Consider the following 19,864-nt stretch of genomic DNA (forward strand, 5'->3'; position numbering starts at 1 on the left):
CTGATCGAGGTGTGGGAGCAGAAGCGTCCTCGGAATATTCGCCGGTCTGTTTATTACGACGGCGAAGCAACGCTCAAGGATTTTGGTATTTCGTTGCCTCCTCAGATGAGGGGGATCGGTGCGGCTCTTGGGTGGGTTGGCAAAGGGGTCCATGCGGTCACGGATCGGTCACGGTTCGAGGGATTCGTGAGTTCTGGCGATTCTGATGATCCGTTCGATCTGCAGTCTTTGATGTGGGATAACCGGTTCAAGATTGAGTTTCCTGCTGCGACTGTTTCGTCTGCGGTGCATGGTTGCTCATTTATCACAGTGACTGAGGGTGACACGGCGTCGGGGGAACCTGACGTGTTGATGCTCGCTCGTGCGGCTGAGGACTCGGCGGCGATCTGGGATAAGCGCAAGCGTGCGCTGAAGGCTTTCCTCTCGGTCGTTGAGGTTGACGATTCGGGTAAGCCGTCAGAGATGGTCATGTATACGCCTGGGTCGGTGTACAGCATGGTGAAGACGGGCAATAAATGGGTTGTCGATGAACGAGTTAACCGTCTCGGTGTGGTGAGTGTTGCACCGTTGGTGCATAAGTTCGAGTTGCGTCGTCCGTTGGGTCATTCGCGGATTACTCGTGCGGCGATGTATTACGCTGATGCGGCTTTGCGGACTGTGGTTCGTGCTGAGGTGTCGGCGGAGTTCTACTCAGCACCGGAGTACTACTTGTTCGGTGCGGACGTGTCGTCGTTCATCGGTGACGATAAGTGGACGGCGTTGATGGGTCGCATCAAGGCTTTGGACGTTGAGGACGGTGACGATAAGCCGGATCTTCACCGGTTCACGGGGGCTTCCCCTCAGCCACATACGGACCAGTTGCGTATGTGGGCGTCGCAGTTCGCGGATGATCAGGATCTTGAAGTCAAGTTCGCTGATTCGTCTAACCCGTCTTCGGCGGATGCGATTTTTGCGGCGAAGGAAACGCTGATCACGACGACTCGTGACGCGAATGAGCTCTGGGGGCATGGCGCGGTTGAGGCGATGCAGATGGCTGTTCGTCTGCGAGGCAAGCTCGACGCAGTGCCTGACGAGATGAAATCTTTGTCTGCACAGTTCACTGATCCGGCGATTGTGTCGCCGTCTGCGCGTGCGGATGCGTTCTCGAAGCTGTCGGCGAACATTGACGGTTTCGGGGCGTCTGAGGTTGGCATGGAGTATGCCGGTCTGACGCGTGAGCAGATTATTCGGTTCCAGGCGGAGCAGCGCCGCGTTCAGGCATTGCAACTGGTGCAGGGTCTTGGTGTCGCGGCTGGTTCCGCGTTGAATGATCCGGCGATGGGATCGGGGGTTGCTGGTGAGGTTAGCGACGATCGATCAGCACAGGGCTGAGACTAACGCTGTAGCTGCGTTGGCGCAGAACGATATCGGTTCGTATGCGCAGTCGATTGCGGATGAAGATCCGGCGAAGGTGGCGGGGCAACTGCGGGAGGCGACTCCTGCGGTTGTTGCCACTTACGGGGATGTTGCGGCGACGTCGGGTGCTTTGTTCTATGAGAACAATCGTCCGAAGCCTGGGTATAACGCGAGGCTAGCCACACCGTCTATCGGTGAGGCGTTGACGGGTGAGCTTGGGTGGGCGTTGGTGCCGTTGTTCAAGCCTGATGTGTTTCTCGACCCGGCGTCTGAAATGTTGGGCCGGGTGATGGGCGTGACGCAGAAGTTCGTGGCCCAGTACGACCGAGACACCCTGTCGTTGAACTCGTCATTGGATTCTCTGTCGTTGGGGGTGCGCAGGTACGCGCGAGCTGATGCTTGCACGTTCTGCGCCTACCTAACGTCGATTGACGCGACTGTTCATGCTGACACTGACTGGCACAACCATTGCCATTGCGTGTCAGTGCCGTGGTGGGAGGACAACCCGCTGCCAACTAATCCGAAGATGGACGAATGGTCTGACGCAGCGCAGAAGGCGGAGAAGGAACTTATGCGGTTGCGTGCTGAGACTCCGCGTAACGGAATGAAGCGGAAACAGTATTTCGCTCAGCATCCGGAGTTGGCGCTGAACCGGAAGAACATTCTTCGCATCATGCGTCGAGAGCTCGGGCTTTCGCACTAATTCTTGGCCATCCTGCGGGGTGGCCTTTTCGGTATCCGCGGTTCGCCGTGGTGTTACAGCCCACCTTCCGGTGGGTTTCATGTGCCCCGCATGGGGCTTGATTTCTACTGGAGGGCCGCATGGCTGACGACACCCCGCACGGGGAGAGTAACGAGAAGCCTGCCGAGGGGCAGGCGCAGGTTCCTGAGCAGAAGGAGACCGACTGGAAGGCCGAGGCCAGAAAGTGGGAGACCCGGGCGAAAGAGAACTTGAGCGCCGCAAAGGCGAACGAGGACGCCGCAAAGCGTCTTGCAGAGATTGAAGAGTCGCAGAAGACCGAGGCAGAGAGAGCTGCTGAACGACTTGCTGCCGCTGAGAAGCGTGCGGCTGAGCTTGAAGCGAAGGCTACTCGCGCTGAAGTTGCCGCGGCGAAGGGCGTTCCTACCGATCTGCTGAAGGGCAGCACGAAGGAAGAGCTCGAGAAGTACGCGGACGAACTCATCAAGTTCAAAGGGGACAGCGGCAGTCGGCTGCATGTTCCCAACGAAGGCAAAACGCCCAAGAACGGGCGTCCCGGTAACTCGTCGTGGTCTGAGGTTCTTCAGAGCATGGACGCGCAACGGGGATAACAGACCAAGGAGTAAATAATGGCAACACTGGTTAGCGGGGATCTTCATTTCCCTACTGATGTAGCTGACGGCATCGTCGAGAAGGCGAAGACCGGGTCTACGATCGCTGCCCTTTCTGGGCAGGAACCTCAGCGTTTCGGCAATGTCGACATCATCACGTTCGATGATGACCTGACTGCTGAGTTCGTCGAGGAGTCTGGCGCGAAGAGTTCGGACGACGCCAAGCCGGCGTTTGTGACGGCTGTGCCTCACAAGGCTGTCGTGCAGATGCGCACCTCTGACGAGTTCAAGTGGGCGGATGAGGATTACCGACTCGGTATTCTCAACCGTTATGCGGACAAGTGCTCGCTTGCGCTTGCTCGTGCGCTGGACCTCGGCCTTTACTACCGGATCAACCCGCGTACAGGCAACGAGGTAACGTCGTGGACGAACTACCTGAACACGACTACGAAGCGAGTCGAGATTGGCGATAACGCTGACATCGACTTCGAGACGGCCGCTGGGCTTGTCATCGGTGCCGGTTACGGCGTGAACGGTGTCGCGTTCGACCCGCAGTATGCGTGGACGCTCTCGACTGCACGCTACAGTGACGGGCGTAAGAAGTACCCGGAGCTCGGCCTTGGCTCGGGCATCTCGAACTTCGAGGGCATCAACGCGGCTGTTTCGACAACCGTGTCGGGCAAGCCCACGGATGGCAGTTCCGCCGATAACGACGTGCGTGGCATCCTCGGGAACTTCCAGTCGGGTATCCGTTGGGGTGTCCAGCGGCAGTTCCCGTTCCGTGTCCTCGAGTACGGTGACCCGGACAACACTGGTCGTGATCTTGCTGGCCACAACGAGGTTCTGCTTCGTGCGGAGATCGTTTACGGCTGGTACGTGTTCGCGGACCAGTTCGCGGTTATCGAGAACGCGGGCGAGTAATGGGACAGGCGACTAAGCAGGTTCGGCTTGTCTCACTCGGGGAACCTGTAAAGAATCAGGCCTTCGAGCCGGTCGCCTTCTTTGACGAGAACGGTGACCCGGTCGAGATCGGCGGCGGTGGCGCGCAGGGCCCGAAGGGCGACAAGGGTGATCAGGGTCCGAAAGGTGACAAGGGCGACCCTGGCACGGATGGTGCGGACGGCGCTGACGGCTTCGGTACGGAGGCCCAGTACAACGACATCATCTCTCGACTGGAAGCTCTCGAAGCTGCGGCTGAGGGCTGATGCTTCGTCTCAGGAACCGGACGAACGGTGTGGTCGTGAACGTCGATGATGTCACGGCTGCCCGTCTCGGTGAGGGGTGGGAGGACGCGAGTTCTTCCACCCCGGAGGCGACTCCGGAGAAGCCGAAGCGTGGCCGTCCCAAGAAGGACACCAGCAAGCCAGAGTAGGGGGTTGCCATGTCATGGACTGAACCCGATGACGTTGTTGACTCGTGGATAGGTGCGAACGTTCCGGACGATGACGATCTGATTCAGAAGTGGATAGATCGTGCGGAACGTGAGATTCGTTTTCGCGTTCCCGATTTACAGGCCAGGATCGATGCGGAAGCCGAGTTAGAGCCGCCTGTGACGGATTTGCTGGAAACAGCTAAGGATGTCGTGGTGGCGATGGTCACGCGAGTGTTCCGGAACCCTGAGGGGATCCGGCAGACGAACACGACGACGGGCCCGTTTACTGAGTCGCGCACTTATGGCGGTGATGTTCCGGGTGGTCTTGGTGTCACTGATGACGAGCTGGCGAAGTTGCAGGGTGCTCGTGGTGGGGCGTTTGAGATTGATCTGATGCCCGCCAGGGTTCCATCGTGGGGGTTCCCGTGGAGGCTGTGACGCGTGTCCGCATGGTTGACACTGGTGAGGTTGATCGTGGTGGGAAGCCGGTCAAGACGAGGGTGGAGTCGACGCATTATGCGTATGGTGTTGCCCCTGTTGTGACTGGGGATGTGCAGGGTGCAGAAAATGTCGTTTCTGAGACGGGCTGCACCTTGTACTTCCGTCCACCTAACGTGGTTGATGTTCTCCCTGAGGATCGATTCGTTGTTCGTGGGGTTGAGTATCTCGCGGATGGTCCCGATGCTTTGTGGGTGCATCCTGACGAGGTGACTCGCGGGTGTGTTGTGAAGCTCACACGGGGGGAGTACGTCGATGGCTAAGTCGAAGGTGAAGCTGAATACTTTGGCCTGGGGTCAGGAGGTTATGGCGTCGGCTGAGATGCAGTCGTATCTGTCTTCTCTTGGCGGGGCTGTTGCAGCACGTGTTGAGGGTGGCAGCGTCTCGGTGTCGTCTTCGCGGACAGTTGCGTTCCCTGGGCGGCGCTCTCGTGCAATCGTGTCGTCGTCTAAGTCGTTAGCGGACGAGGCTGAAACGGGCGCTCTATTGTCTGCTTTGAAGTCTTCCCTTCCGCAGGCGACGGCGTCTAATAACAAAGTGAAGCGTGCACGGAACAAGCGGGCGAAGGGCAGGAAGAAATGACTGTCATCTTTAGCTCGCTGACCGGAGCAGTAATTCCGAAATTGGATGCGATGCTCAAGGCGCGCCCGGAATCGTATGCGTCTGGTGTGACGGTGGCTGATGCTGTGGTTGCGAAGAAGAAACGCATTGTCACTGTTGTGCAGGGGCCCGGTTCTGGAAGCTACAACACTCTCGATGATTCAATGCTTCGCGTGAATGTGCGCGCTGATGACGAGTATGACGCTGAGGATCTCACGTTGCTTGTCAGGGCTTTGTTTGAGGGGCCTCTTGTTGATGGTGATCCGATCACCTATTCGACGGTGAACGCGGGGCCGGTCCCGGTTCCGAATGACACAGATTTGTTCCAGTGGTACTTCGTCGTTGACGTTGGCCGGCGCGGGCGCGAGCTCGTGTAACTGAAAAGGAAGTTGAGGCATCCCTGCGGGGATGCCTTTTTTGTTGCCCGGTTTCGGGCGGAGAGAAGGCAATTATGGCTACAGGGACGCTCGATTCGAGCAACGTCCGCGTTGCTGTGACGGGAGCCTGGTATAAGGCACCGTCTGACACGGAAGCACCTGAGGCGGCGGATGAATCCCTGCCCGCTGACTGGGTGAATCTTGGTTACCTGTCTGAGGACGGGACAACTCGCACCACGGATCGGTCCAATGAGGACATCAAGGCGTGGCAGAACGGTGCGCTGGTTCGCACGGTTGTGACTGACGCTTCGGTTTCGTACCAGTTCACCCTCATCGAGACAACGAAGGCAACGGTTGAGCTCTACACGGGCGCGACAGTTGATGAAGACGGCACGTACGACGTTGACCCGTCCAAGACGGGTGGGCGTCAGTCGTTCATCTTCGATGTGATCGACGGCGACCATGTGGTTCGTATCTACATTCCGGACGGCGAAGTCACCGAGGTTGGTGACCAGACGTTCGCTGGTGGTGACGCTGTCGGTTACGACATCACGATCAAGGCTTACGCGTCGGCGGTGATCGATGGGAACACTGAGCGTGTTTTCCGTCCGGCTCTCGCGACCGCTGGTGGTGGCGGCGAGTGATTGACCGGGCCGGGTGTGACTTGCGTGAGCGCGCCCGGCCCTTCTTGTTTACTCACGCTGACAACTCGCGCTAGGAGACTTTGAAATGACCATTGAGATCACCCCGAAGAATAAGCGGGGACCGCTGAAGATCAAGTATCTCGGCAAGCTGTACACGCTTCCCGGTCGCATTCCGACTGAGATCATCACTTCGAAGGATTCCGTACCGCGCCCTAAGGTGATGGCGGGTTCTCAGAAGGCCTCGTACGAAGAAGAGGTAGGCGTGGCCGTGATTGCTGCGTTCTATGAGCGTGTGATCCCTGAGAACTTCAAAGAGGTTCTTGATATGGAGGACATCGGGCAGGTGTTCCAAGCGTGGCAGGAGCATGTGGGCCTGGGAAAATCTGGGGCCTCCGCGAGTTAGCGCAGGGGCACGAATCCGAGTTCGTGTATGCGTTGCGCTCGGGCGGTTTCACGGTTGATGATGCGTGTTTGAACCCTGAGGAAGCATACGCGTATGTGCAGGTTGTTGCGGGTGATCCTGCGTCACCGTTGCATGCGGCTATTCACGGATGGGATTACCCGTTGTCGCGTGAGGGCATGTTCTTGCTTGACCTGATTGATATCACGGGTCGTGCTAATGCGGGGAAGAAGTGGAAGTCGTTGCCGAGGCCGTGGCCTAAGTCTCGAGGGCAGCGGTTTGGTGTGACTGCGTTGCCGAGGGATGAGGCTGTGGCGCTTCTGGCGGCTAACGCGGGTCGTTAGCGGGTGAACACGGGCACTGCTACAGGGTTGTCCTTTTTGTCGGTGCTGATGGCCCAGTGGCGGAGTACCCAGCCGACGGATGTGATGTCTGCGATGGCGAGTCCCCAACCACCTGTTTTGTTGGTCGGGTCGAGGGCCATGGGTGATGCCAGCAACGTTGGCGTGTATGCGCCGTCACCGTTGTCCCATGCCTTTTTGGCGTTGGTGTAGATGGTCTTGTTCTGCATGTTCTGTTTCAGGCTCATGCATCCAATCATGGCCGCTGGTGAGCGATTTCAGAAACCCCTAGTTGGGGGTGAGGGGCGGTAGAGATGGCTTCTGTTGGTCAGGCGTATGTGGAGATTGTCCCTACGTCTAAGGGTGCGACGAAGCAGATCGAAAGGCAGATTGACGGCGAGAAGGCTGGCAAGACTGTCGGCAGCAGGGTTATGGCTGGCGTCAAGAAGGCGGCGAAGATTGGGGCGGTTGCGGCGGCGGCTGCTGTGGCTGTCATAGGTACAGCATCGTTCAGGGCAGCTGCCGGTATCGAGACGGCGCAGAAGACGCTCACTGGGCTGTATGGCGACGCTGGCGAGGCCAAGAAGGCGATGGCTGGCCTGCGTGATGTTGCCAAGGATTCTCCCATTGATTATCAGGCGTACCTCAAGGGTGGTGAGGCTCTTGCTTATCTTGGGTTGAAGTCTGAGGACGCGACCGGTGTGTTGCAGACGATGGGTAAGGCCATTGTTGGTTTCGGCGGCGGTGCTGAGGAAATGAACCGCGCGAATGATGCTCTGACGCGTATGTCGTCAGAGGGCAAGGTCACCCGTGACACGCTCTCGCAACTGTCGAACACAGGTGTGCCGATCTTCGATTCGCTGGCTGAGTCTTTGGGTGTTTCTAACTCTGAGCTGGGCGACATGATTACTAAGGGTCAGGTCGGCCTTGACGATGTGGTTGGTGCGTTGTCTAACCCGAATCTTGATGCGATGCAAAAGGCCATCGCGGCGGGTGATGGTGCGGCGGAGTCGTTCGGCAACGTGTGGCTGAAGGTGAAGGACAACATCATTACGGCGCTGGGGTCGTTCATGGTTCCGTTGATGGAGAAGTTGGCACCCGTCCTTGACACGGCGGGTGCTGCTGTCTCTGACTTCATCTCTGGCATGCAGTCTGGCGAGGGTTCGGGTGGCAAGTTCGTTGATGTTCTGAAGACGATCTGGGATGTCGTTTCTAACGTGTTCGGGTTCATCCGGGACAACATTGGTGTGATTTCGAAGCTTGCGATCGCGGTCGGCATCATCGTTGGTGTCATCAAGACGTGGGCGATCGTTCAGGGCATCTTGAACGCGGTTATGCTCGCGTCGCCTATTACTTGGATAGTTCTCGCTATCGGGGTTCTGATCGCGGCGATCGTGCTTCTGATCATGAACTGGGACGAGGTTGTTTCGTTCGTCTCCGACGTTTGGGGCGGCTTCATCGACTGGATAACCGGCCTACTCGAAGGATTCGCCGACTGGTGGTCTGGAATCTGGGACGGCATCGTTGAGGTCTTCGCGAACATCTGGAACGGCATTGGCGAGTTCTTCCAGAACTTCTGGGTCGGCCTGCAGGTGATCTTCCAGGCGGGTGTGCTGGCGTTCCAGTTGATCTGGGAGACAGTGCTTGGTGTTATCGAGGCGGTGTGGAATGCGGTCTGGGGTGGCATCAAGAGCTTCTTCGTGGGCATTTGGAACTTCATTGTCGCGTTCGTGACGACGTACATCAATATTGTGATGACGATCATTACCACGGTTGTGAATGTGATCAAGAATGTTTGGTCTGCCGTGTGGGGTGGTATCAAGTCGTTCTTCACGACGATCTGGTCGGGCATTGTCGCCGGGGTGAAGCTGTACATCAACACGGTGAAGACGATTATCACGACGGTGATCAACACGGTGAAGAGTATTTGGTCGTCCGTGTGGGGCGGCATTTCGTCGTTCTTCTCGGGGATCTGGAACGGCATTGTGTCGACGGTTCAGAAGTTCGGGGGCATCTTCAAGTCTGTGTTCGGTGGCATAAAAGGGTTCGTGAAGTCTGCGTTCTCCGGTGTTGTTGGTGTGGTGAAGGCTCCGATCAACGGCATTATCGGTCTGATCAATGGTGCGATTGGTGCGCTGAATAATCTGTCGGTGACGATCCCTGATTGGGTGCCCATTGTGGGCGGTCAGACGTGGGGGCTCAGCCTGCCGAAGATTCCGCAGTTGGCGTCTGGCGCGATCATTGGTGCGTCTAACGGTGGCTCGCTGGTGAACGTGGGTGAGGGCCGGTATGACGAGGCTGTGGTGCCGTTGGGTGGGCCACAGTTCGAACGTCTCGCGGATGCTCTTGTTTCGCGTGGTGCTGGGTCTCAGGTGACGCAGTACATCACTACTCAGCAGGATGATCCGGCTGTTCAGGCTCGTGTGTGGGCTCGTGAGGCTTCGAGGGGGTTGGCGACAGTATGACAACGATCGTGCTTGGTGGTGTTGTGCTGCCGCCTTTCCCAGAAGCCCGCGAAGGTGGCCCGTGGTTCAACGAGTTGGTCGGCTGGTACGACCTGTCTGAGGACAAGGTGTCGGTGGATGAACGCCCGCAGGGGCACGGGAGTTTTCCTGTGTCGGCTTCGTGGCGTTCGTCACTTGCCGTGTCTTTTCATGTTGCTGTGGCGTATGAGTCGGAGCGGGACATGCTTGTGCAGTTGGAACGTCTCGCATCTATCGGTGTGGATGGTCCTGTGCCGATGGTGGTGTCTGATGCTGTGAGGTCCACTCAACGTCTTGTGACGGTGCGTGCAACTCCGGTGAAGGATCATCATGGGCACCTTGTTGGTGAGATGGACTTTGATTGTTTGGCACGGGACCCCCGCCGATATTCGGTGAATGATCAGTGGGTTTCTGGGTCACCGTTGAAACCGTCTGGCGGTCTTGTGTGGCCTGTGGTTTGGCCGGCGGTGTGGGCTGGCGAGCAGGGTTCTGATGGTCGGATCACGTTGACGAATGAGGGGACGAAATTGTCGTCGCCTCGGTATCGGGTGTATGGCGGGTATGACGGTTTCACGTTGACGAATGTTGGTACTCAGCAGCGTGTGGGGTTCCATTGGACCGTGCCGTCTGGCTCGTTTGTGGAGCTTGATTTTGCGACTCGCACGGCCACGTTGGATGGGCAGGCGGACGTTACTCGCTATTTGACGAATCGTGAATGGTGGGATGTTTCCCCTGGTCGGTCGGTGACGGCTCAGCTTGAGGTCGACGGTGCCTATCTTGACCCGTGGTTTGCGGGAATGGTTAGGAGTGCGTGGTGACTCGTTACTTCATTTTCGAGACGTTGACTGGTGAGGTTCTGCGGGAGATTGAACCGTCGTCTGCGTCGTGGTCGTCTCGGCTGAACGAACCGGAAACGGTGAATGTTGATTTGCCTTTGAACGGTCCTGATGGTTCTGATGTTGAGCGTGAGCGTGTTGCTCGTGAGCGTGCGGAGTTGATCGCTGGGGCGGTCGCTTCTGGTGACGCGATTTTCTCTGACGTTGCGCCGGCACAGTCGGTTGTGACGAATCTGTTTCCGAACCCGTCGTTCGAGACGGCTAACGGCGATGGTGTGGCCGGGGTTACTGGTGGTGTGCAGTCGTCGGAGTGGTCGTCAACGGGTGACTATTCGTTGGGCCTTGTGGCTCCCGCAGCTTACGCTTTCTTGCCACCCGGCATTGAGGTCGGATCTACGATCACGGTTCTTGCTCGTGCGCGTTTCGCGGGACAGGTGCTTTCGGCGGACGGCACGACCCCAGTGGTCGCAATACACGATGGTGCGGTTGTTCGCGCCACCGCAACTGCTGCACGCCTCGTCTACCTTTACGGCGTCATGAACGAGGACCAGACACAGATCGTCAGTGACGGCTGGTGGGATGATCTGCTGATCGTTGAAGGCGAGTACGACGGCGACTACTTCGACGGGAACACAACCACGGGTGATGCCGTGTACCGGTGGACAGGGGAACCTGGGGCGTCCACATCGGAAGCGATCAGCCCAGTCTTGGACGGGAAAGTGTGGGTGACACCTGGTGGTATCCCGCACACGTGGGACGGCAACGGATGGGTAGAAGCAGTCCCCGCCCCGGAGTCTCCCAAGCGTGTTCTTGAGGGTTGGCGCAACTATTTGACGCCGTGGAAACACTCACTCATGGTCGAGGAATCAGGCCGTCTTTATGGTGGCCCGATTCAACCCCACGACTACGAACCGGGTGCGCCGGTGAAGGTGACGGCTCGGGGGATCAGAGCCTATTTCAAGAAGCGGAACATTCTCCCACCGTCCGCTATATCGGTTCCCCTCGTGCTGTCTGACGGGTCACCGAACGAAACGTTGGACACGAACTTGAGCGGCCTTGATCTTGGATCGATCGGCCGCTTTCTTGTTGAGCAGGCATGCCAGTGGGATGGTGCAGGGTTGCCTATCGTGTTCGAGGAACCTCGCACAGGTGTCAGGGTGCGCGAGTACAAGGCGGTCGAGCTCAAGGACGTTGACGAAGCCCTTGGGCAGCTGTCGGAAGTGTTGAACGGGCCCGACTTCGATTTTCGGTTGCGTTGGGTTGATGACTCCCGCGTTGAGTGGGTGATGGTGTCCGGCACCGAAGAGAAACCGCACCTGTCGTCGACGGCACCGGACGACCCACATATTGTGTGGGATCTGTCCGCGTCCGAGTCGGTGGGGCGTGGTCCGTCGATTCAGGTGAACCCGTCCGAGATGGGTTCCCTGGCATGGTCGTCTGCTGGGCGTGGTGACGATTCGGTGATCATCGCTAGGCAGTACGACCCACTGTTGGTGGAGCGTGGCATGCCGTTGATGGAAATTGTGGACACGTCACACACGAACGTGGTTGTGCAGGAAACACTGGACGATTACGCGAAAGAGGCGTTGAGGACGGGGAAGCAACCGTCCGAGTTCTGGAAATTCAGTGTGTCACTCGGTGACGCGCCGTACCTGCGGGACTACCGGGTGGGCGACTACTGCATGGTGCAGATCAGTGGTGACCCGTACATCCCGGACGGCGACTACATCAGGCGCATTGTCGAGATTATCGGTGACCAAGACGGACTGTGGGCTGACATCACGTGCGGGGAAACGTTCGGGAGGATCTAACATGGCTGACCCTCTACCCCCGGTATCGGATAACCGGGCGTTCGCGGAACAGATCGCAGCGTTGGATGCACGCCTGACCACTCTTGAAGCACCGACAGGCACACAGCGCACACAGGTTGTTGCTGGTTTGAAAGCAGCAGTTGAAGCGATCCCCGTAACACAGGTGATCGGTAACGCGGCGACGGGCGGGGCAATGCCCCGTTCGTCATCGTGGCAGACAATCACATCAGCCACGGCAACCGTTCCCGAAGGAAAGTCACGTGTGTCAATCGACTGCATGGGCATGTCCGCGTTCCGCATGAACTCCCCAGGCGGCGCGTGGACGCCGCCGCAGTTGTTCGCACGCGTGATCGTGCAGGGGCAAGTGCAAGCGCAGGTCCTATCCACCGACGCATATTACTTTTCATCGCAAACGTACTTGCTGTTCCAAGCGGTGACAGGTGGATTCTTCGACGGGCCAGTGAACCCCGGCGACACGGTACAAGTTCTCTACCAGATGAAACGCGAAGTGAACATGGACGCTTTCCCCGGATATGCGGACAACTACGCACAGATCGCCTCGAACGTCACATTCTCGGGGGTGATCTGAGTGGACCCCATGCCACCACGTGCCGGCATGGGCACACTGGTTGACGCGTTGCGGGACATCAAATATCGGATCGACTCGCAGGCGGCACCTTCCGGGACACAGTATGCGCAGGCGGTGAAGCGTCTGGGTGAGCTGATCGACGCAATACCTGTTGGTGTTGCTGTTGGTGAGAATCGGTCAGGTTTCACCGTGGCGGCGAATACGTCTTGGAACCGGTACGGGTACGCGGCGGTGACGGTGCCGGAAGGCAAAACCGAGTGTGCCGTGTTTGCGCGGGCGAATGCTTCCGTGAACTCAGAGAACATGTACCGGTACACGGTGTTGCAGGGCCGCATCCTTATTGATGGGCAAGCAGGCAGATCGTTCGATTGCTCGTACATGCTGGGTGCCGCATCGAACTCACCGATCAATTACAAAACCTCTGGTTTTGCGACGCGCACTTTCACGGTCGAACCCGGGCAGGTGATCCCAGTTGAGTTCCAAATGCGCCGCAACGATTCGAGTTTGCCGATGCCTACCGATTCCCGGAACGCGTCTGTGTTGAACGTCAAAGCAGTTTTCACTTAGGAGCAGAGAATGACTCTTCGTAATAGTTTCCCCACCGATCTTCCGGCTGGTTTGCCGGTTCTGGATACCCGTCTGGCCTTGGCGACATTGATCGCACGGGACACTGATGGTGTGCCGCGTGTGGGTGTGGTGCCTGACAGTCTTGACCCGATTGTGTCGGGCCGGTCAACCATGTCGTATTCGGTGCGTGACCATCGTGCTGTCACGTCCCGCACCGGAACGGGTGTCGAGTACCTGGCGAACGATGGTGCAACAGTTGTGAACACGACGCCGGCACCGTCAGCGAACGCACGCTACGACATCATTTACGAGCGTGCACGGTTCGCCCTGAACGGTGACGGTGACTCGACCCCCGAAATCGACGTGGTGCAGGGCACTGCGGCGTTGAACCCGACACGCCCCGGAATCCCCGCCGGCGCTGTCGCGATCGCGGAAGCGTATGTGCCTTCTGGTGTGTCGTCTACAACATCGTCAGGTGTGGTGATCACTCAAGTGCACCCGTGGACGGCTGCAGCTGGTGGCACTGTTGTTGTGCGGTCGCAGGCTGAGCTCGACACATGGACACCGGCCGATGGGGCGCACGCGTACAACCTTGCCGATAGTGGAGATTACGTGCGGAGAGCCGGAGCGTGGGACCCGGTTCGCAAGGCCCAGCCATGGACGAACATCCAATACCCCAGCTATGCGCAACAAGGGCCGCTTAGCTTTGCACTTGGATACATGCTCGAACCTGGCTTCCTGAACCTGCGCGGCTCGTATCAGCGAACCTCCGGCTCACCGGTCTCCGCAGGTGAGCAACTGTTTCAACTCCCATCATCTGTGGCTAATCAGATGACAAATCGGCAGACGTTCATTGTCGGCGGGCAGGGTAACGCGTCCCTTTTCTGCGAGTATGACGCGGCCAACAACTGGGTGAAGGCGCGCGGTGATATTTCCGGGTCGGCTACTTGGGTCGTATTCGATAACGTCCGTCTCGCGCTGGGCGGCTAGCCCTGAGCCTGTCTGCAACGTTTGACCCCGTCTAGTGCGGGGCTTTTTTAATTGAAGGAGGCCCTTATGGGAGCCACAACGACCCGCGACGGTAAACGCGTCGCGGTCGGCACAGCAGCAGCGTTCGACAAGCTCGCTGCCGCATTCAAGAAACGGTTCGGGCTGACACTCCACGTCCGCTCGGGACTGCGCACCTGGCAGGAACAGTACGACCTGTGGGTCAAATACAAGTACCACGGCGGCACGTACGCCCTGCACCCATCAGCAGCGCAGGCATACCACTACGAGGGCAACCCACACGGCGGCAAATCGCTCGACGTGTACGACAGCGGCTCCGACAACGGAGTCACCGTCGCAGGGAACGCCCGATCCAACTGGCTCCGCGCCAACGCATCCAAATACGGGTTCACAGCACGCGGCTACCAATTCGGTGAGCCCTGGCATATCGAGCTCGCTTCGAACCCATACGCAACACCATCGTTCTCAGGAGGACAAATCATGGCCGATGCAAAAGACATCTGGTACTTCCCCGTACACCGTGACGGTAAAGAGGTTCGGGCGATCCAAGAACTCGCGGACATCAAGACCATCGCACTTGACCTACAGTTGCGACTCGCAACCCCAGTCACACGTGGCGGGAAGAAAGTCAGTGTCCGTCAGGACAACGCCGACACGAACACGTTCGCACGCGAAATCCTGGCCGAGGTCAAGAACATCAGCAAACGCCTCGCCGCTGTCGAGAAAAAGCTGAAGTAGTCCGCCATGTCCCGTATCAAACGGCTCTGGCTGTCGATCCGGGAGCCGCGGAAGATCAAGGCGATCTACTTCGTCTACTACGCGATCGCTGCAGGGACGGGGTTGGCCACGCTATTGTGGCCACCCCGCTCCATCGAAGGAGCACTGGGCGCATTCCTGACGACGCTCTGGGCCGCATTCATCCTCGGCGGAGGCATCGCATCCTGCGTGGCCGTTTTCCCCGGAAGATGGTGGCTCGAACGCGCTGGCATCTACGCGATCCTCGGCGGCATCCTCATCTACGAAGGCACCGTCATGTTCCTACAGTTCACAGAAACCGGGAATCGACTCACCCAGTTCGGGGTGCTGTTGCTAGCGACCGGCCTGTTCATTGTCCGACTGATCCCAATATCGAGGTACAGCTTCGAGCCGCGACCGAGCTGGGGGTAGCGCATGGAGGCTCAAGACTGGGCAACGATCATCTCCACGATCCTCATTGTTCTCGGCGCACGCGACGGTATACCCCGGTTCGGCAAATGGCTGACGGGCGCGTCGAAGCGTCGCAGGTCAGAGGTTGATCGGATGGCGAAAGAGCGCGACGTGGAGCGCACTCGAGTGCGCATTCTTCGAGAGGCGCTCAGCTACCACCGACGACTGCTGTTTGAAGCACCGTGCGTACCTCGCACAGATATCCCCGACTACCCAGAATTACCAAAGGAGTAACGCATGAAGACAATTCAGAAGTACGCGAAGTTCATCGTCGCAATCCTCGGTGCCGCTGTCACAGCCGGTGCTGGACTGATCCCTGACGACACTCTCAACTGGATCGCGTTCGTCGCGGCGATCCTGACCGCTGTCGGTGTGTACGCGGTGCCGAACAAGACGCCTGAAGCTGGCGAACACGCCTGACCTATTTAAACACTTTGCCCCGTGGCTGACTTATCGAGTCGGCCACGGGGCCTTTCGTCTTTTAGCGACGAGTAATCCTTCGCGCGACAGTTCCGAGCTTGTCAGCAGCACGAACTGCCTTGCGGCTCACAGCTGCCTCTAGCTTCTTCTCGAGATCTTTGACTGTCGTCGTCAATGTTGAGGACTGCTTCGCCAGCCGATCCCGTTCTTCCCAGGCCGCGCGCCGGTCTTGGAAGAACCACTTGGACCACACCTTCTCTTGACCGAATCGATCGAACACAGGGGTGACGTGCTCCACCTCGACCGACCAGTCTCCGGCCGGTTCGAGCTCTGGCACAGCTTGCATGTTCTCAACCATCGGCCAAGTTCTGGTTTTGATCGCATCCGCGATCGCATCCCACCATCCTGACTGGTACGCATGTCGACTTTCGGCGATGGGACCGATATGGGTCTCGTATGCCTCGCGACGTTCCGCCATCTCGACAAAAGCTTCAGAAGCGACATGCCACGACGTCGCCGGCACAACGTACCGTTTCAGACCAACATTGCCCATCGAACCGCGCATACGCACCGAGGAATAATATGACAGCGAAATTGAGCCGGTAGGGACGGCCGCGGCTGGTGCGAACACAGTGGGGTGGTAGCGCGTTGAGATGGACAGGATCGCACGTTCCGTGAGGGCAACGACTTGACGCGCTGTTGGCATCTCAAGAGACTTGAGGCGTCCAGTGGTCGATGCTTCGGCAATCGCATCATTCAACAGCTGGTCGCCTTTGCGCGCGCTTGTATCGAGCGAGCCATTGTGCGGGGCAAGAGCGACGTCGGCGTCAAGCTTTGCCGCGAGCTCGTCCAGCGTGCGGGTGACACTGGCAATGTATTCTTCCTCGGTGAGTCCCGTGTCGCCTTGATGCGATGTGAAACTTCCGACAATGAACTTCGGGCTGAGGCCGAGATCGCTGACGTATTTCTCATCGGCGGGGAGGGCCCGGAGCATCATGGCGTCGTCCATCGTCTGGACGACTCGTCCCGGCGTCCCGCCTAGGTCAATGGCCAGCTGATACGAGACAGGCTCACGTGCGCCGAAACATTCCGCGTAGTCGATGATCTCAGCTACCAACTCCTTGTCGCGGGGCCGCAGCATCGGGCCGATTGTCTGGCTTGACACGAACAAGGGCTTGCTGTGCGCTTCCGCGAGCCGTTTGAATGCCAGCCGCTCGTACAGGTGGTAGGCGTGCTCGGAGTTCATGTTGCCACCGCCGGCGATGATCACCGCATCAGCCTTTCGGACTGCTTTGTGAAGATCGCTGTCGCCAGAAGCCATTTCCCCAGTGACTCGGTCTAGTTCTCTCTCGAGCTTCTCTCTTGACCACTTCGAGGAGAACCCGAATCGTGCAACGGCAGGGCGATTGTAGAACTTCTCTGCCACGTGGGGTTGGGCTGCAACAAGTGTGACCTGTTCAGCCCCACGCTCCTGCAACAGGTCAATCGCTGCTTCTGTCATTGCCTCGTCGCCGAGGTGGTAAAGGTACTGCCAACCGATATCGCCGAGGACGACGCAATTCATTTATACGGGGTGCTTTCTTATGTGGGGCTTATTCTTCGTCATATCCGTCCGGGTAGCGACTATTGGGGAATAGTCGTTCTGCAAGGGTGCGGATGGTTGAACGCAACAGGTCGGGATCGTCCTTGGGCGTTTCGCGCGCCGGAGTGCCACCGTTTCCTGAGTTGCTCATTCGAAATAGTCTTTGCGAAAACAAGGGTGCCCACAATCCCAACTTCGGGGGTCATGGGCCAAAACTGCAAGGGGTTCACATAGCGGCGCTAAAGAGAGACACTGAACGTATTCGACAAAAGGGGGAACCAATGTTCGGCCTCATCATCACACTGCTGATCATCTGGGTTGTACTGGCGATACTCGGGTTCGTGATCAAAGGCCTGTTCTGGCTCGCAATTATCGGAATCGTACTCTTCGTCGCCACAGTCATCTGGGAATTCATCCGCCGATCGATGGCGAAGAAAAACGCCTCATAGTCTTCGTTACTTCAACTGCGCCCCTGCAACTGGCTCACGTCAGAGGCAGGGGCGCTCTCGTTGTTGGCGCATCTCGGCCCGTCACGGGGCACCAAGTTTTGTCGCCCGGTGGCCGAGCCCGAGCGCTGCTTGCCGCACAGCATCAACAAGGTCGATCAGTGAAAGGTCATCCTCGGTGATAGCCCAGGGGAAGCCATTACCGAGGTACGCCATCTGCTCCACCGTGAGCCTGTAGAGCACACGGTCGGCCTTCATTTCGAGTTCCCATTTTCGGGTGTCATGGGTCATTCTCTACCTCTATGCTCCCGGAATTAGGGAATCCGGGAAGCTGATAATAACTCCGGCCATGAACATTCACATGTACCCAATTCAGGGGGACAGATGACAGAAGTGCAACGATCCGTGAGCGCGTCTACGATTCTCCGGTATGGTGCGGACGAGCCCATGCCCCTAGCAAGGTTCCCTTCCCGTTTCGGGGTCGACACGGGAAGGGAATCGGGTGCATTCAAACGCTCGGTGGCGGCTTCTGCGGTGTTGCAGGTGGCATCTCTCGTATTGTCGATCCACCGGTTGCGAGCCACGCCGGGGGAAGCTTTGACATCTCCCAGTGCTGCACGTTCCTGACCGCTTCATCAAGCGAACCCCAATACCCGATCAGACGCCGCTGGTCGGGGTGTGGTGAGTAGGTGACGGCACGGAAGTACACGTCATGCTTGGGACCAAGGTGCAACATCTTGACGACGGCAGCCGGGTAGTCCTTGCGTACGGACTTGATCACCCACTCGACAGGGGCAGCTGCAGGGTGTTGCACAGGAAAATGATACGACGCGCCGCCGACAGCGTCCCCCAAAACTAGGGGCAGATAACGACTGGTTGAACCGCGTGAATGTTGCAATTATGCGTCAAGTGCAAATTGGCAAGACTTCCGACACGGAATATTGCTCAGCCCATCTGCGTCTACCATGAGTAGACTGTGGATAGTTCAGTGGATAACTTGTGGACTGCTTGTGGAATTGGAAGGGTGATCATGGCTACCGCGCACGATGTTGCTAACTACATCCTTCACGAGTTGGGGCCGATGTCGGCCATGAAGCTCCAGAAACTCGTCTATTACTCACAGGCATGGCATCTCGTTTGGGACGAGGAGCCGCTCTTTGACGATGAGATCGAAGCTTGGGCGAATGGTCCGGTCGTGTACTCGCTGTATCGCGAGCATCGTGGGATGTTCGTCGTAAAGGAATGGCCAAAGGGCAGGCGTAAGAACCTCACCAAGAGTGAAGCAGGATCAATCGATGCTGTGCTCAGTACCTACGGCGGGCTGACGGCGCAACAGCTCAGCACCATGACTCACCGTGAAGACCCGTGGCAGAATGCGCGCAAAGGGATTCGTGACGGCGAACGTAGCGATGCAGAGATCTCGGTTGGGGCGATGCACGAGTATTATCACGGTCTGAACCAACGCTAGTGGGGCGACGCAAGAATAAAAGGAAGACGCTTTCGAAGGACAAGGTTGCGCCCGACGGTGGATGGCCAGGAAAAGGCACGCCAGTAATTACCCCTGTAAGCCACGGCAAGAATCCTGTCACTCTCGACATCGACCAAGAAGAAGTACTTTCACGTCGGCTTGTCTGGCGCTTCAGTGATGTCGATCGTGACGGAGAGTGGGACCCGGCTGCCGTCAGCCCGAAGCAGATGGCTGATCTACTTGCGAAGATGGCGAACTACGAGTCGATGAAATTGCGAGAGATTTTTGCGTCAGGCTCGCAGCATGGAAAGAAGTATGTCGTTGACGAAATGCCTCCAAAAGTAAAGAAGCGTCTAGTAGATATTGAACGGGACGACGAGACGGAGCTCGTACGCCTGAGGTGCGGATCTAAGCCGCGACTCTATGGATTTCTCAGGGAGCACATATTTCACATTCTTTGGTGGGACGCCGAGCATAAGGTGTATCCCTCAAAAAAGAAGCACACATGAC

28 protein-coding genes are annotated in these 19,864 nt (G+C 57.9%); 23 read left to right on the forward strand and 5 right to left on the reverse strand.

Going from position 1 to position 19,864, the window contains the following annotated elements:
- Positions 1-105: 105 nt before the first annotated feature.
- From OK352_RS07935 to OK352_RS07980, 10 genes are all read left to right on the forward strand, one after another.
- Positions 106-1,371 carry a phage portal protein gene (locus tag OK352_RS07935; RefSeq protein ID WP_265140977.1) on the forward strand — a complete coding sequence of 422 codons (1,266 nt, stop codon included), beginning with the start codon at positions 106-108 and terminating at the stop codon, positions 1,369-1,371.
- A 19-nt stretch (positions 1,372-1,390) separates the two neighbouring features.
- Positions 1,391-2,098 carry a VG15 protein gene (locus OK352_RS07940; RefSeq protein WP_265140929.1) on the forward strand — a complete coding sequence of 236 codons (708 nt, stop codon included), beginning with the start codon at positions 1,391-1,393 and terminating at the stop codon, positions 2,096-2,098.
- 119 nt (positions 2,099-2,217) lie between these two features.
- The gene (locus OK352_RS07945; RefSeq protein ID WP_265140930.1) at positions 2,218-2,706 is read left to right on the forward strand and encodes a hypothetical protein; all 489 of its coding nucleotides are present in this window, start codon (positions 2,218-2,220) and stop codon (positions 2,704-2,706) included.
- Between the two features lie 18 nt (positions 2,707-2,724).
- Positions 2,725-3,627 (forward strand): hypothetical protein, encoded by a 903-nt coding sequence (locus tag OK352_RS07950; protein ID WP_265140931.1) that lies wholly within the window; start codon positions 2,725-2,727, stop codon positions 3,625-3,627.
- A complete protein-coding gene (locus tag OK352_RS07955) occupies positions 3,627-3,911 on the forward strand; it encodes a hypothetical protein (RefSeq protein ID WP_265140932.1) in 285 nt (94 codons plus the stop codon). Before OK352_RS07950 ends, OK352_RS07955 begins: the two co-directional genes overlap by 1 nt.
- Positions 3,911-4,078 (forward strand): DUF7302 family protein, encoded by a 168-nt coding sequence (locus tag OK352_RS07960; RefSeq protein ID WP_265140933.1) that lies wholly within the window; start codon positions 3,911-3,913, stop codon positions 4,076-4,078. The genes OK352_RS07955 and OK352_RS07960 overlap by 1 nt, the downstream gene beginning before the upstream one ends.
- A gap of 9 nt (positions 4,079-4,087) precedes the next feature.
- On the forward strand, positions 4,088-4,516 hold the full coding sequence (locus OK352_RS07965; protein ID WP_265140934.1) for a phage Gp19/Gp15/Gp42 family protein: 429 nt from the start codon (positions 4,088-4,090) through the stop codon (positions 4,514-4,516).
- A gap of 638 nt (positions 4,517-5,154) precedes the next feature.
- Entirely contained in the window at positions 5,155-5,553 is a 399-nt protein-coding gene (locus OK352_RS07970) for a hypothetical protein (RefSeq protein ID WP_265140935.1), read from the forward strand.
- 74 nt (positions 5,554-5,627) lie between these two features.
- Positions 5,628-6,197 carry a phage tail tube protein gene (locus tag OK352_RS07975; RefSeq protein ID WP_265140936.1) on the forward strand — a complete coding sequence of 190 codons (570 nt, stop codon included), beginning with the start codon at positions 5,628-5,630 and terminating at the stop codon, positions 6,195-6,197.
- An 85-nt stretch (positions 6,198-6,282) separates the two neighbouring features.
- Positions 6,283-6,600 (forward strand): hypothetical protein, encoded by a 318-nt coding sequence (locus OK352_RS07980; RefSeq protein WP_265140937.1) that lies wholly within the window; start codon positions 6,283-6,285, stop codon positions 6,598-6,600.
- Positions 6,601-6,937: 337 nt separating this feature from the next.
- Here the strand turns inward: OK352_RS07980 and OK352_RS07985 are convergent, their stop codons facing one another.
- The gene (locus OK352_RS07985; RefSeq protein WP_265140938.1) at positions 6,938-7,186 is read right to left on the reverse strand and encodes a hypothetical protein; all 249 of its coding nucleotides are present in this window, start codon (positions 7,184-7,186) and stop codon (positions 6,938-6,940) included.
- A 66-nt stretch (positions 7,187-7,252) separates the two neighbouring features.
- On the opposite strand from OK352_RS07985, the gene OK352_RS07990 reads away from it, so the two are divergent.
- The 10 genes from OK352_RS07990 to OK352_RS08035 all read left to right on the forward strand — a co-directional run bounded on the left by OK352_RS07990 (position 7,253) and on the right by OK352_RS08035 (position 15,858).
- Positions 7,253-9,403, forward strand: coding sequence for a phage tail protein (locus OK352_RS07990; protein WP_265140939.1), 2,151 nt, complete (start codon positions 7,253-7,255; stop codon positions 9,401-9,403).
- Entirely contained in the window at positions 9,400-10,239 is an 840-nt protein-coding gene (locus tag OK352_RS07995) for a hypothetical protein (RefSeq protein ID WP_265140940.1), read from the forward strand. Before OK352_RS07990 ends, OK352_RS07995 begins: the two co-directional genes overlap by 4 nt.
- Positions 10,236-12,068, forward strand: a complete 1,833-nt coding sequence (locus OK352_RS08000) for a hypothetical protein (protein WP_265140941.1) — start codon at positions 10,236-10,238, stop codon at positions 12,066-12,068. Before OK352_RS07995 ends, OK352_RS08000 begins: the two co-directional genes overlap by 4 nt.
- A gap of 1 nt (position 12,069) precedes the next feature.
- Positions 12,070-12,657, forward strand: coding sequence for a hypothetical protein (locus tag OK352_RS08005; protein WP_265140942.1), 588 nt, complete (start codon positions 12,070-12,072; stop codon positions 12,655-12,657).
- Positions 12,658-12,684: 27 nt separating this feature from the next.
- Positions 12,685-13,224, forward strand: a complete 540-nt coding sequence (locus OK352_RS08010; protein WP_265140943.1) for a hypothetical protein — start codon at positions 12,685-12,687, stop codon at positions 13,222-13,224.
- Between the two features lie 9 nt (positions 13,225-13,233).
- On the forward strand, positions 13,234-14,214 hold the full coding sequence (locus OK352_RS08015) for a hypothetical protein (protein WP_265140944.1): 981 nt from the start codon (positions 13,234-13,236) through the stop codon (positions 14,212-14,214).
- Between the two features lie 66 nt (positions 14,215-14,280).
- Positions 14,281-14,970 (forward strand): D-alanyl-D-alanine carboxypeptidase family protein, encoded by a 690-nt coding sequence (locus OK352_RS08020; protein ID WP_265140945.1) that lies wholly within the window; start codon positions 14,281-14,283, stop codon positions 14,968-14,970.
- 6 nt (positions 14,971-14,976) lie between these two features.
- Complete coding sequence (locus OK352_RS08025; RefSeq protein WP_265140946.1) at positions 14,977-15,399, forward strand: hypothetical protein; 423 nt, start codon at positions 14,977-14,979, stop codon at positions 15,397-15,399.
- A 3-nt stretch (positions 15,400-15,402) separates the two neighbouring features.
- Positions 15,403-15,672 carry a hypothetical protein gene (locus tag OK352_RS08030; protein ID WP_265140947.1) on the forward strand — a complete coding sequence of 90 codons (270 nt, stop codon included), beginning with the start codon at positions 15,403-15,405 and terminating at the stop codon, positions 15,670-15,672.
- 3 nt (positions 15,673-15,675) lie between these two features.
- Positions 15,676-15,858 carry a DUF7439 family protein gene (locus OK352_RS08035; RefSeq protein ID WP_265140948.1) on the forward strand — a complete coding sequence of 61 codons (183 nt, stop codon included), beginning with the start codon at positions 15,676-15,678 and terminating at the stop codon, positions 15,856-15,858.
- A 61-nt stretch (positions 15,859-15,919) separates the two neighbouring features.
- Here OK352_RS08035 and OK352_RS08040 read toward each other — a convergent pair whose 3' ends face one another.
- Positions 15,920-17,422: a polysaccharide pyruvyl transferase family protein gene (locus tag OK352_RS08040; protein WP_265140949.1), complete on the reverse strand. Its 1,503-nt coding sequence runs from the start codon at positions 17,420-17,422 to the stop codon at positions 15,920-15,922.
- Positions 17,423-17,450: 28 nt separating this feature from the next.
- A complete protein-coding gene (locus OK352_RS08045) occupies positions 17,451-17,591 on the reverse strand; it encodes a hypothetical protein (protein WP_265140950.1) in 141 nt (46 codons plus the stop codon).
- Positions 17,592-17,721: 130 nt separating this feature from the next.
- Here OK352_RS08045 and OK352_RS08050 point away from each other — a divergent pair, with 130 nt between their 5' ends.
- Positions 17,722-17,889 (forward strand): hypothetical protein, encoded by a 168-nt coding sequence (locus OK352_RS08050; RefSeq protein WP_265140951.1) that lies wholly within the window; start codon positions 17,722-17,724, stop codon positions 17,887-17,889.
- Positions 17,890-17,970: 81 nt separating this feature from the next.
- Here OK352_RS08050 and OK352_RS08055 read toward each other — a convergent pair whose 3' ends face one another.
- Both OK352_RS08055 and OK352_RS08060 read right to left on the reverse strand, forming a co-directional pair.
- Positions 17,971-18,177, reverse strand: a complete 207-nt coding sequence (locus OK352_RS08055; protein ID WP_265140952.1) for a hypothetical protein — start codon at positions 18,175-18,177, stop codon at positions 17,971-17,973.
- Between the two features lie 217 nt (positions 18,178-18,394).
- On the reverse strand, positions 18,395-18,700 hold the full coding sequence (locus OK352_RS08060; protein WP_265140953.1) for a hypothetical protein: 306 nt from the start codon (positions 18,698-18,700) through the stop codon (positions 18,395-18,397).
- Between the two features lie 216 nt (positions 18,701-18,916).
- Between OK352_RS08060 and OK352_RS08065 the strand changes: the two genes are divergently transcribed.
- Positions 18,917-19,354, forward strand: a complete 438-nt coding sequence (locus OK352_RS08065; protein ID WP_265140954.1) for a Panacea domain-containing protein — start codon at positions 18,917-18,919, stop codon at positions 19,352-19,354.
- Positions 19,354-19,863, forward strand: a complete 510-nt coding sequence (locus OK352_RS08070; RefSeq protein ID WP_265140955.1) for a hypothetical protein — start codon at positions 19,354-19,356, stop codon at positions 19,861-19,863. Before OK352_RS08065 ends, OK352_RS08070 begins: the two co-directional genes overlap by 1 nt.
- Position 19,864: the final 1 nt, after the last annotated feature.

It is taken from the genome of Microbacterium sp. MPKO10 (assembly GCF_026107415.2).
GTDB lineage: Bacteria > Actinomycetota > Actinomycetes > Actinomycetales > Microbacteriaceae > Paramicrobacterium.

Excerpts from the sequence above, each read along its gene's own strand:
- OK352_RS07935 (WP_265140977.1), top strand. The coding sequence starts at position 106 with ATGAGGGGGATCGGTGCGGCTCTTGGGTGGGTTGGCAAAGGGGTCCAT.
- OK352_RS07945 (WP_265140930.1), top strand. The coding sequence starts at position 2,218 with ATGGCTGACGACACCCCGCACGGGGAGAGTAACGAGAAGCCTGCCGAG.
- OK352_RS07950 (WP_265140931.1), top strand. The coding sequence starts at position 2,725 with ATGGCAACACTGGTTAGCGGGGATCTTCATTTCCCTACTGATGTAGCT.
- OK352_RS07955 (WP_265140932.1), top strand. The coding sequence starts at position 3,627 with ATGGGACAGGCGACTAAGCAGGTTCGGCTTGTCTCACTCGGGGAACCT.
- OK352_RS07960 (WP_265140933.1), top strand. The coding sequence starts at position 3,911 with ATGCTTCGTCTCAGGAACCGGACGAACGGTGTGGTCGTGAACGTCGAT.
- OK352_RS07965 (WP_265140934.1), top strand. The coding sequence starts at position 4,088 with ATGTCATGGACTGAACCCGATGACGTTGTTGACTCGTGGATAGGTGCG.
- OK352_RS07970 (WP_265140935.1), top strand. The coding sequence starts at position 5,155 with ATGACTGTCATCTTTAGCTCGCTGACCGGAGCAGTAATTCCGAAATTG.
- OK352_RS07975 (WP_265140936.1), top strand. The coding sequence starts at position 5,628 with ATGGCTACAGGGACGCTCGATTCGAGCAACGTCCGCGTTGCTGTGACG.
- OK352_RS07980 (WP_265140937.1), top strand. The coding sequence starts at position 6,283 with ATGACCATTGAGATCACCCCGAAGAATAAGCGGGGACCGCTGAAGATC.
- OK352_RS07985 (WP_265140938.1), bottom strand. The coding sequence starts at position 7,186 with ATGAGCCTGAAACAGAACATGCAGAACAAGACCATCTACACCAACGCC.
- OK352_RS07990 (WP_265140939.1), top strand. The coding sequence starts at position 7,253 with ATGGCTTCTGTTGGTCAGGCGTATGTGGAGATTGTCCCTACGTCTAAG.
- OK352_RS07995 (WP_265140940.1), top strand. The coding sequence starts at position 9,400 with ATGACAACGATCGTGCTTGGTGGTGTTGTGCTGCCGCCTTTCCCAGAA.
- OK352_RS08005 (WP_265140942.1), top strand. The coding sequence starts at position 12,070 with ATGGCTGACCCTCTACCCCCGGTATCGGATAACCGGGCGTTCGCGGAA.
- OK352_RS08010 (WP_265140943.1), top strand. The coding sequence starts at position 12,685 with ATGGGCACACTGGTTGACGCGTTGCGGGACATCAAATATCGGATCGAC.
- OK352_RS08015 (WP_265140944.1), top strand. The coding sequence starts at position 13,234 with ATGACTCTTCGTAATAGTTTCCCCACCGATCTTCCGGCTGGTTTGCCG.
- OK352_RS08020 (WP_265140945.1), top strand. The coding sequence starts at position 14,281 with ATGGGAGCCACAACGACCCGCGACGGTAAACGCGTCGCGGTCGGCACA.
- OK352_RS08025 (WP_265140946.1), top strand. The coding sequence starts at position 14,977 with ATGTCCCGTATCAAACGGCTCTGGCTGTCGATCCGGGAGCCGCGGAAG.
- OK352_RS08030 (WP_265140947.1), top strand. The coding sequence starts at position 15,403 with ATGGAGGCTCAAGACTGGGCAACGATCATCTCCACGATCCTCATTGTT.
- OK352_RS08035 (WP_265140948.1), top strand. The coding sequence starts at position 15,676 with ATGAAGACAATTCAGAAGTACGCGAAGTTCATCGTCGCAATCCTCGGT.
- OK352_RS08040 (WP_265140949.1), bottom strand. The coding sequence starts at position 17,422 with ATGAATTGCGTCGTCCTCGGCGATATCGGTTGGCAGTACCTTTACCAC.
- OK352_RS08045 (WP_265140950.1), bottom strand. The coding sequence starts at position 17,591 with ATGAGCAACTCAGGAAACGGTGGCACTCCGGCGCGCGAAACGCCCAAG.
- OK352_RS08050 (WP_265140951.1), top strand. The coding sequence starts at position 17,722 with ATGTTCGGCCTCATCATCACACTGCTGATCATCTGGGTTGTACTGGCG.
- OK352_RS08055 (WP_265140952.1), bottom strand. The coding sequence starts at position 18,177 with ATGACCCATGACACCCGAAAATGGGAACTCGAAATGAAGGCCGACCGT.
- OK352_RS08065 (WP_265140954.1), top strand. The coding sequence starts at position 18,917 with ATGGCTACCGCGCACGATGTTGCTAACTACATCCTTCACGAGTTGGGG.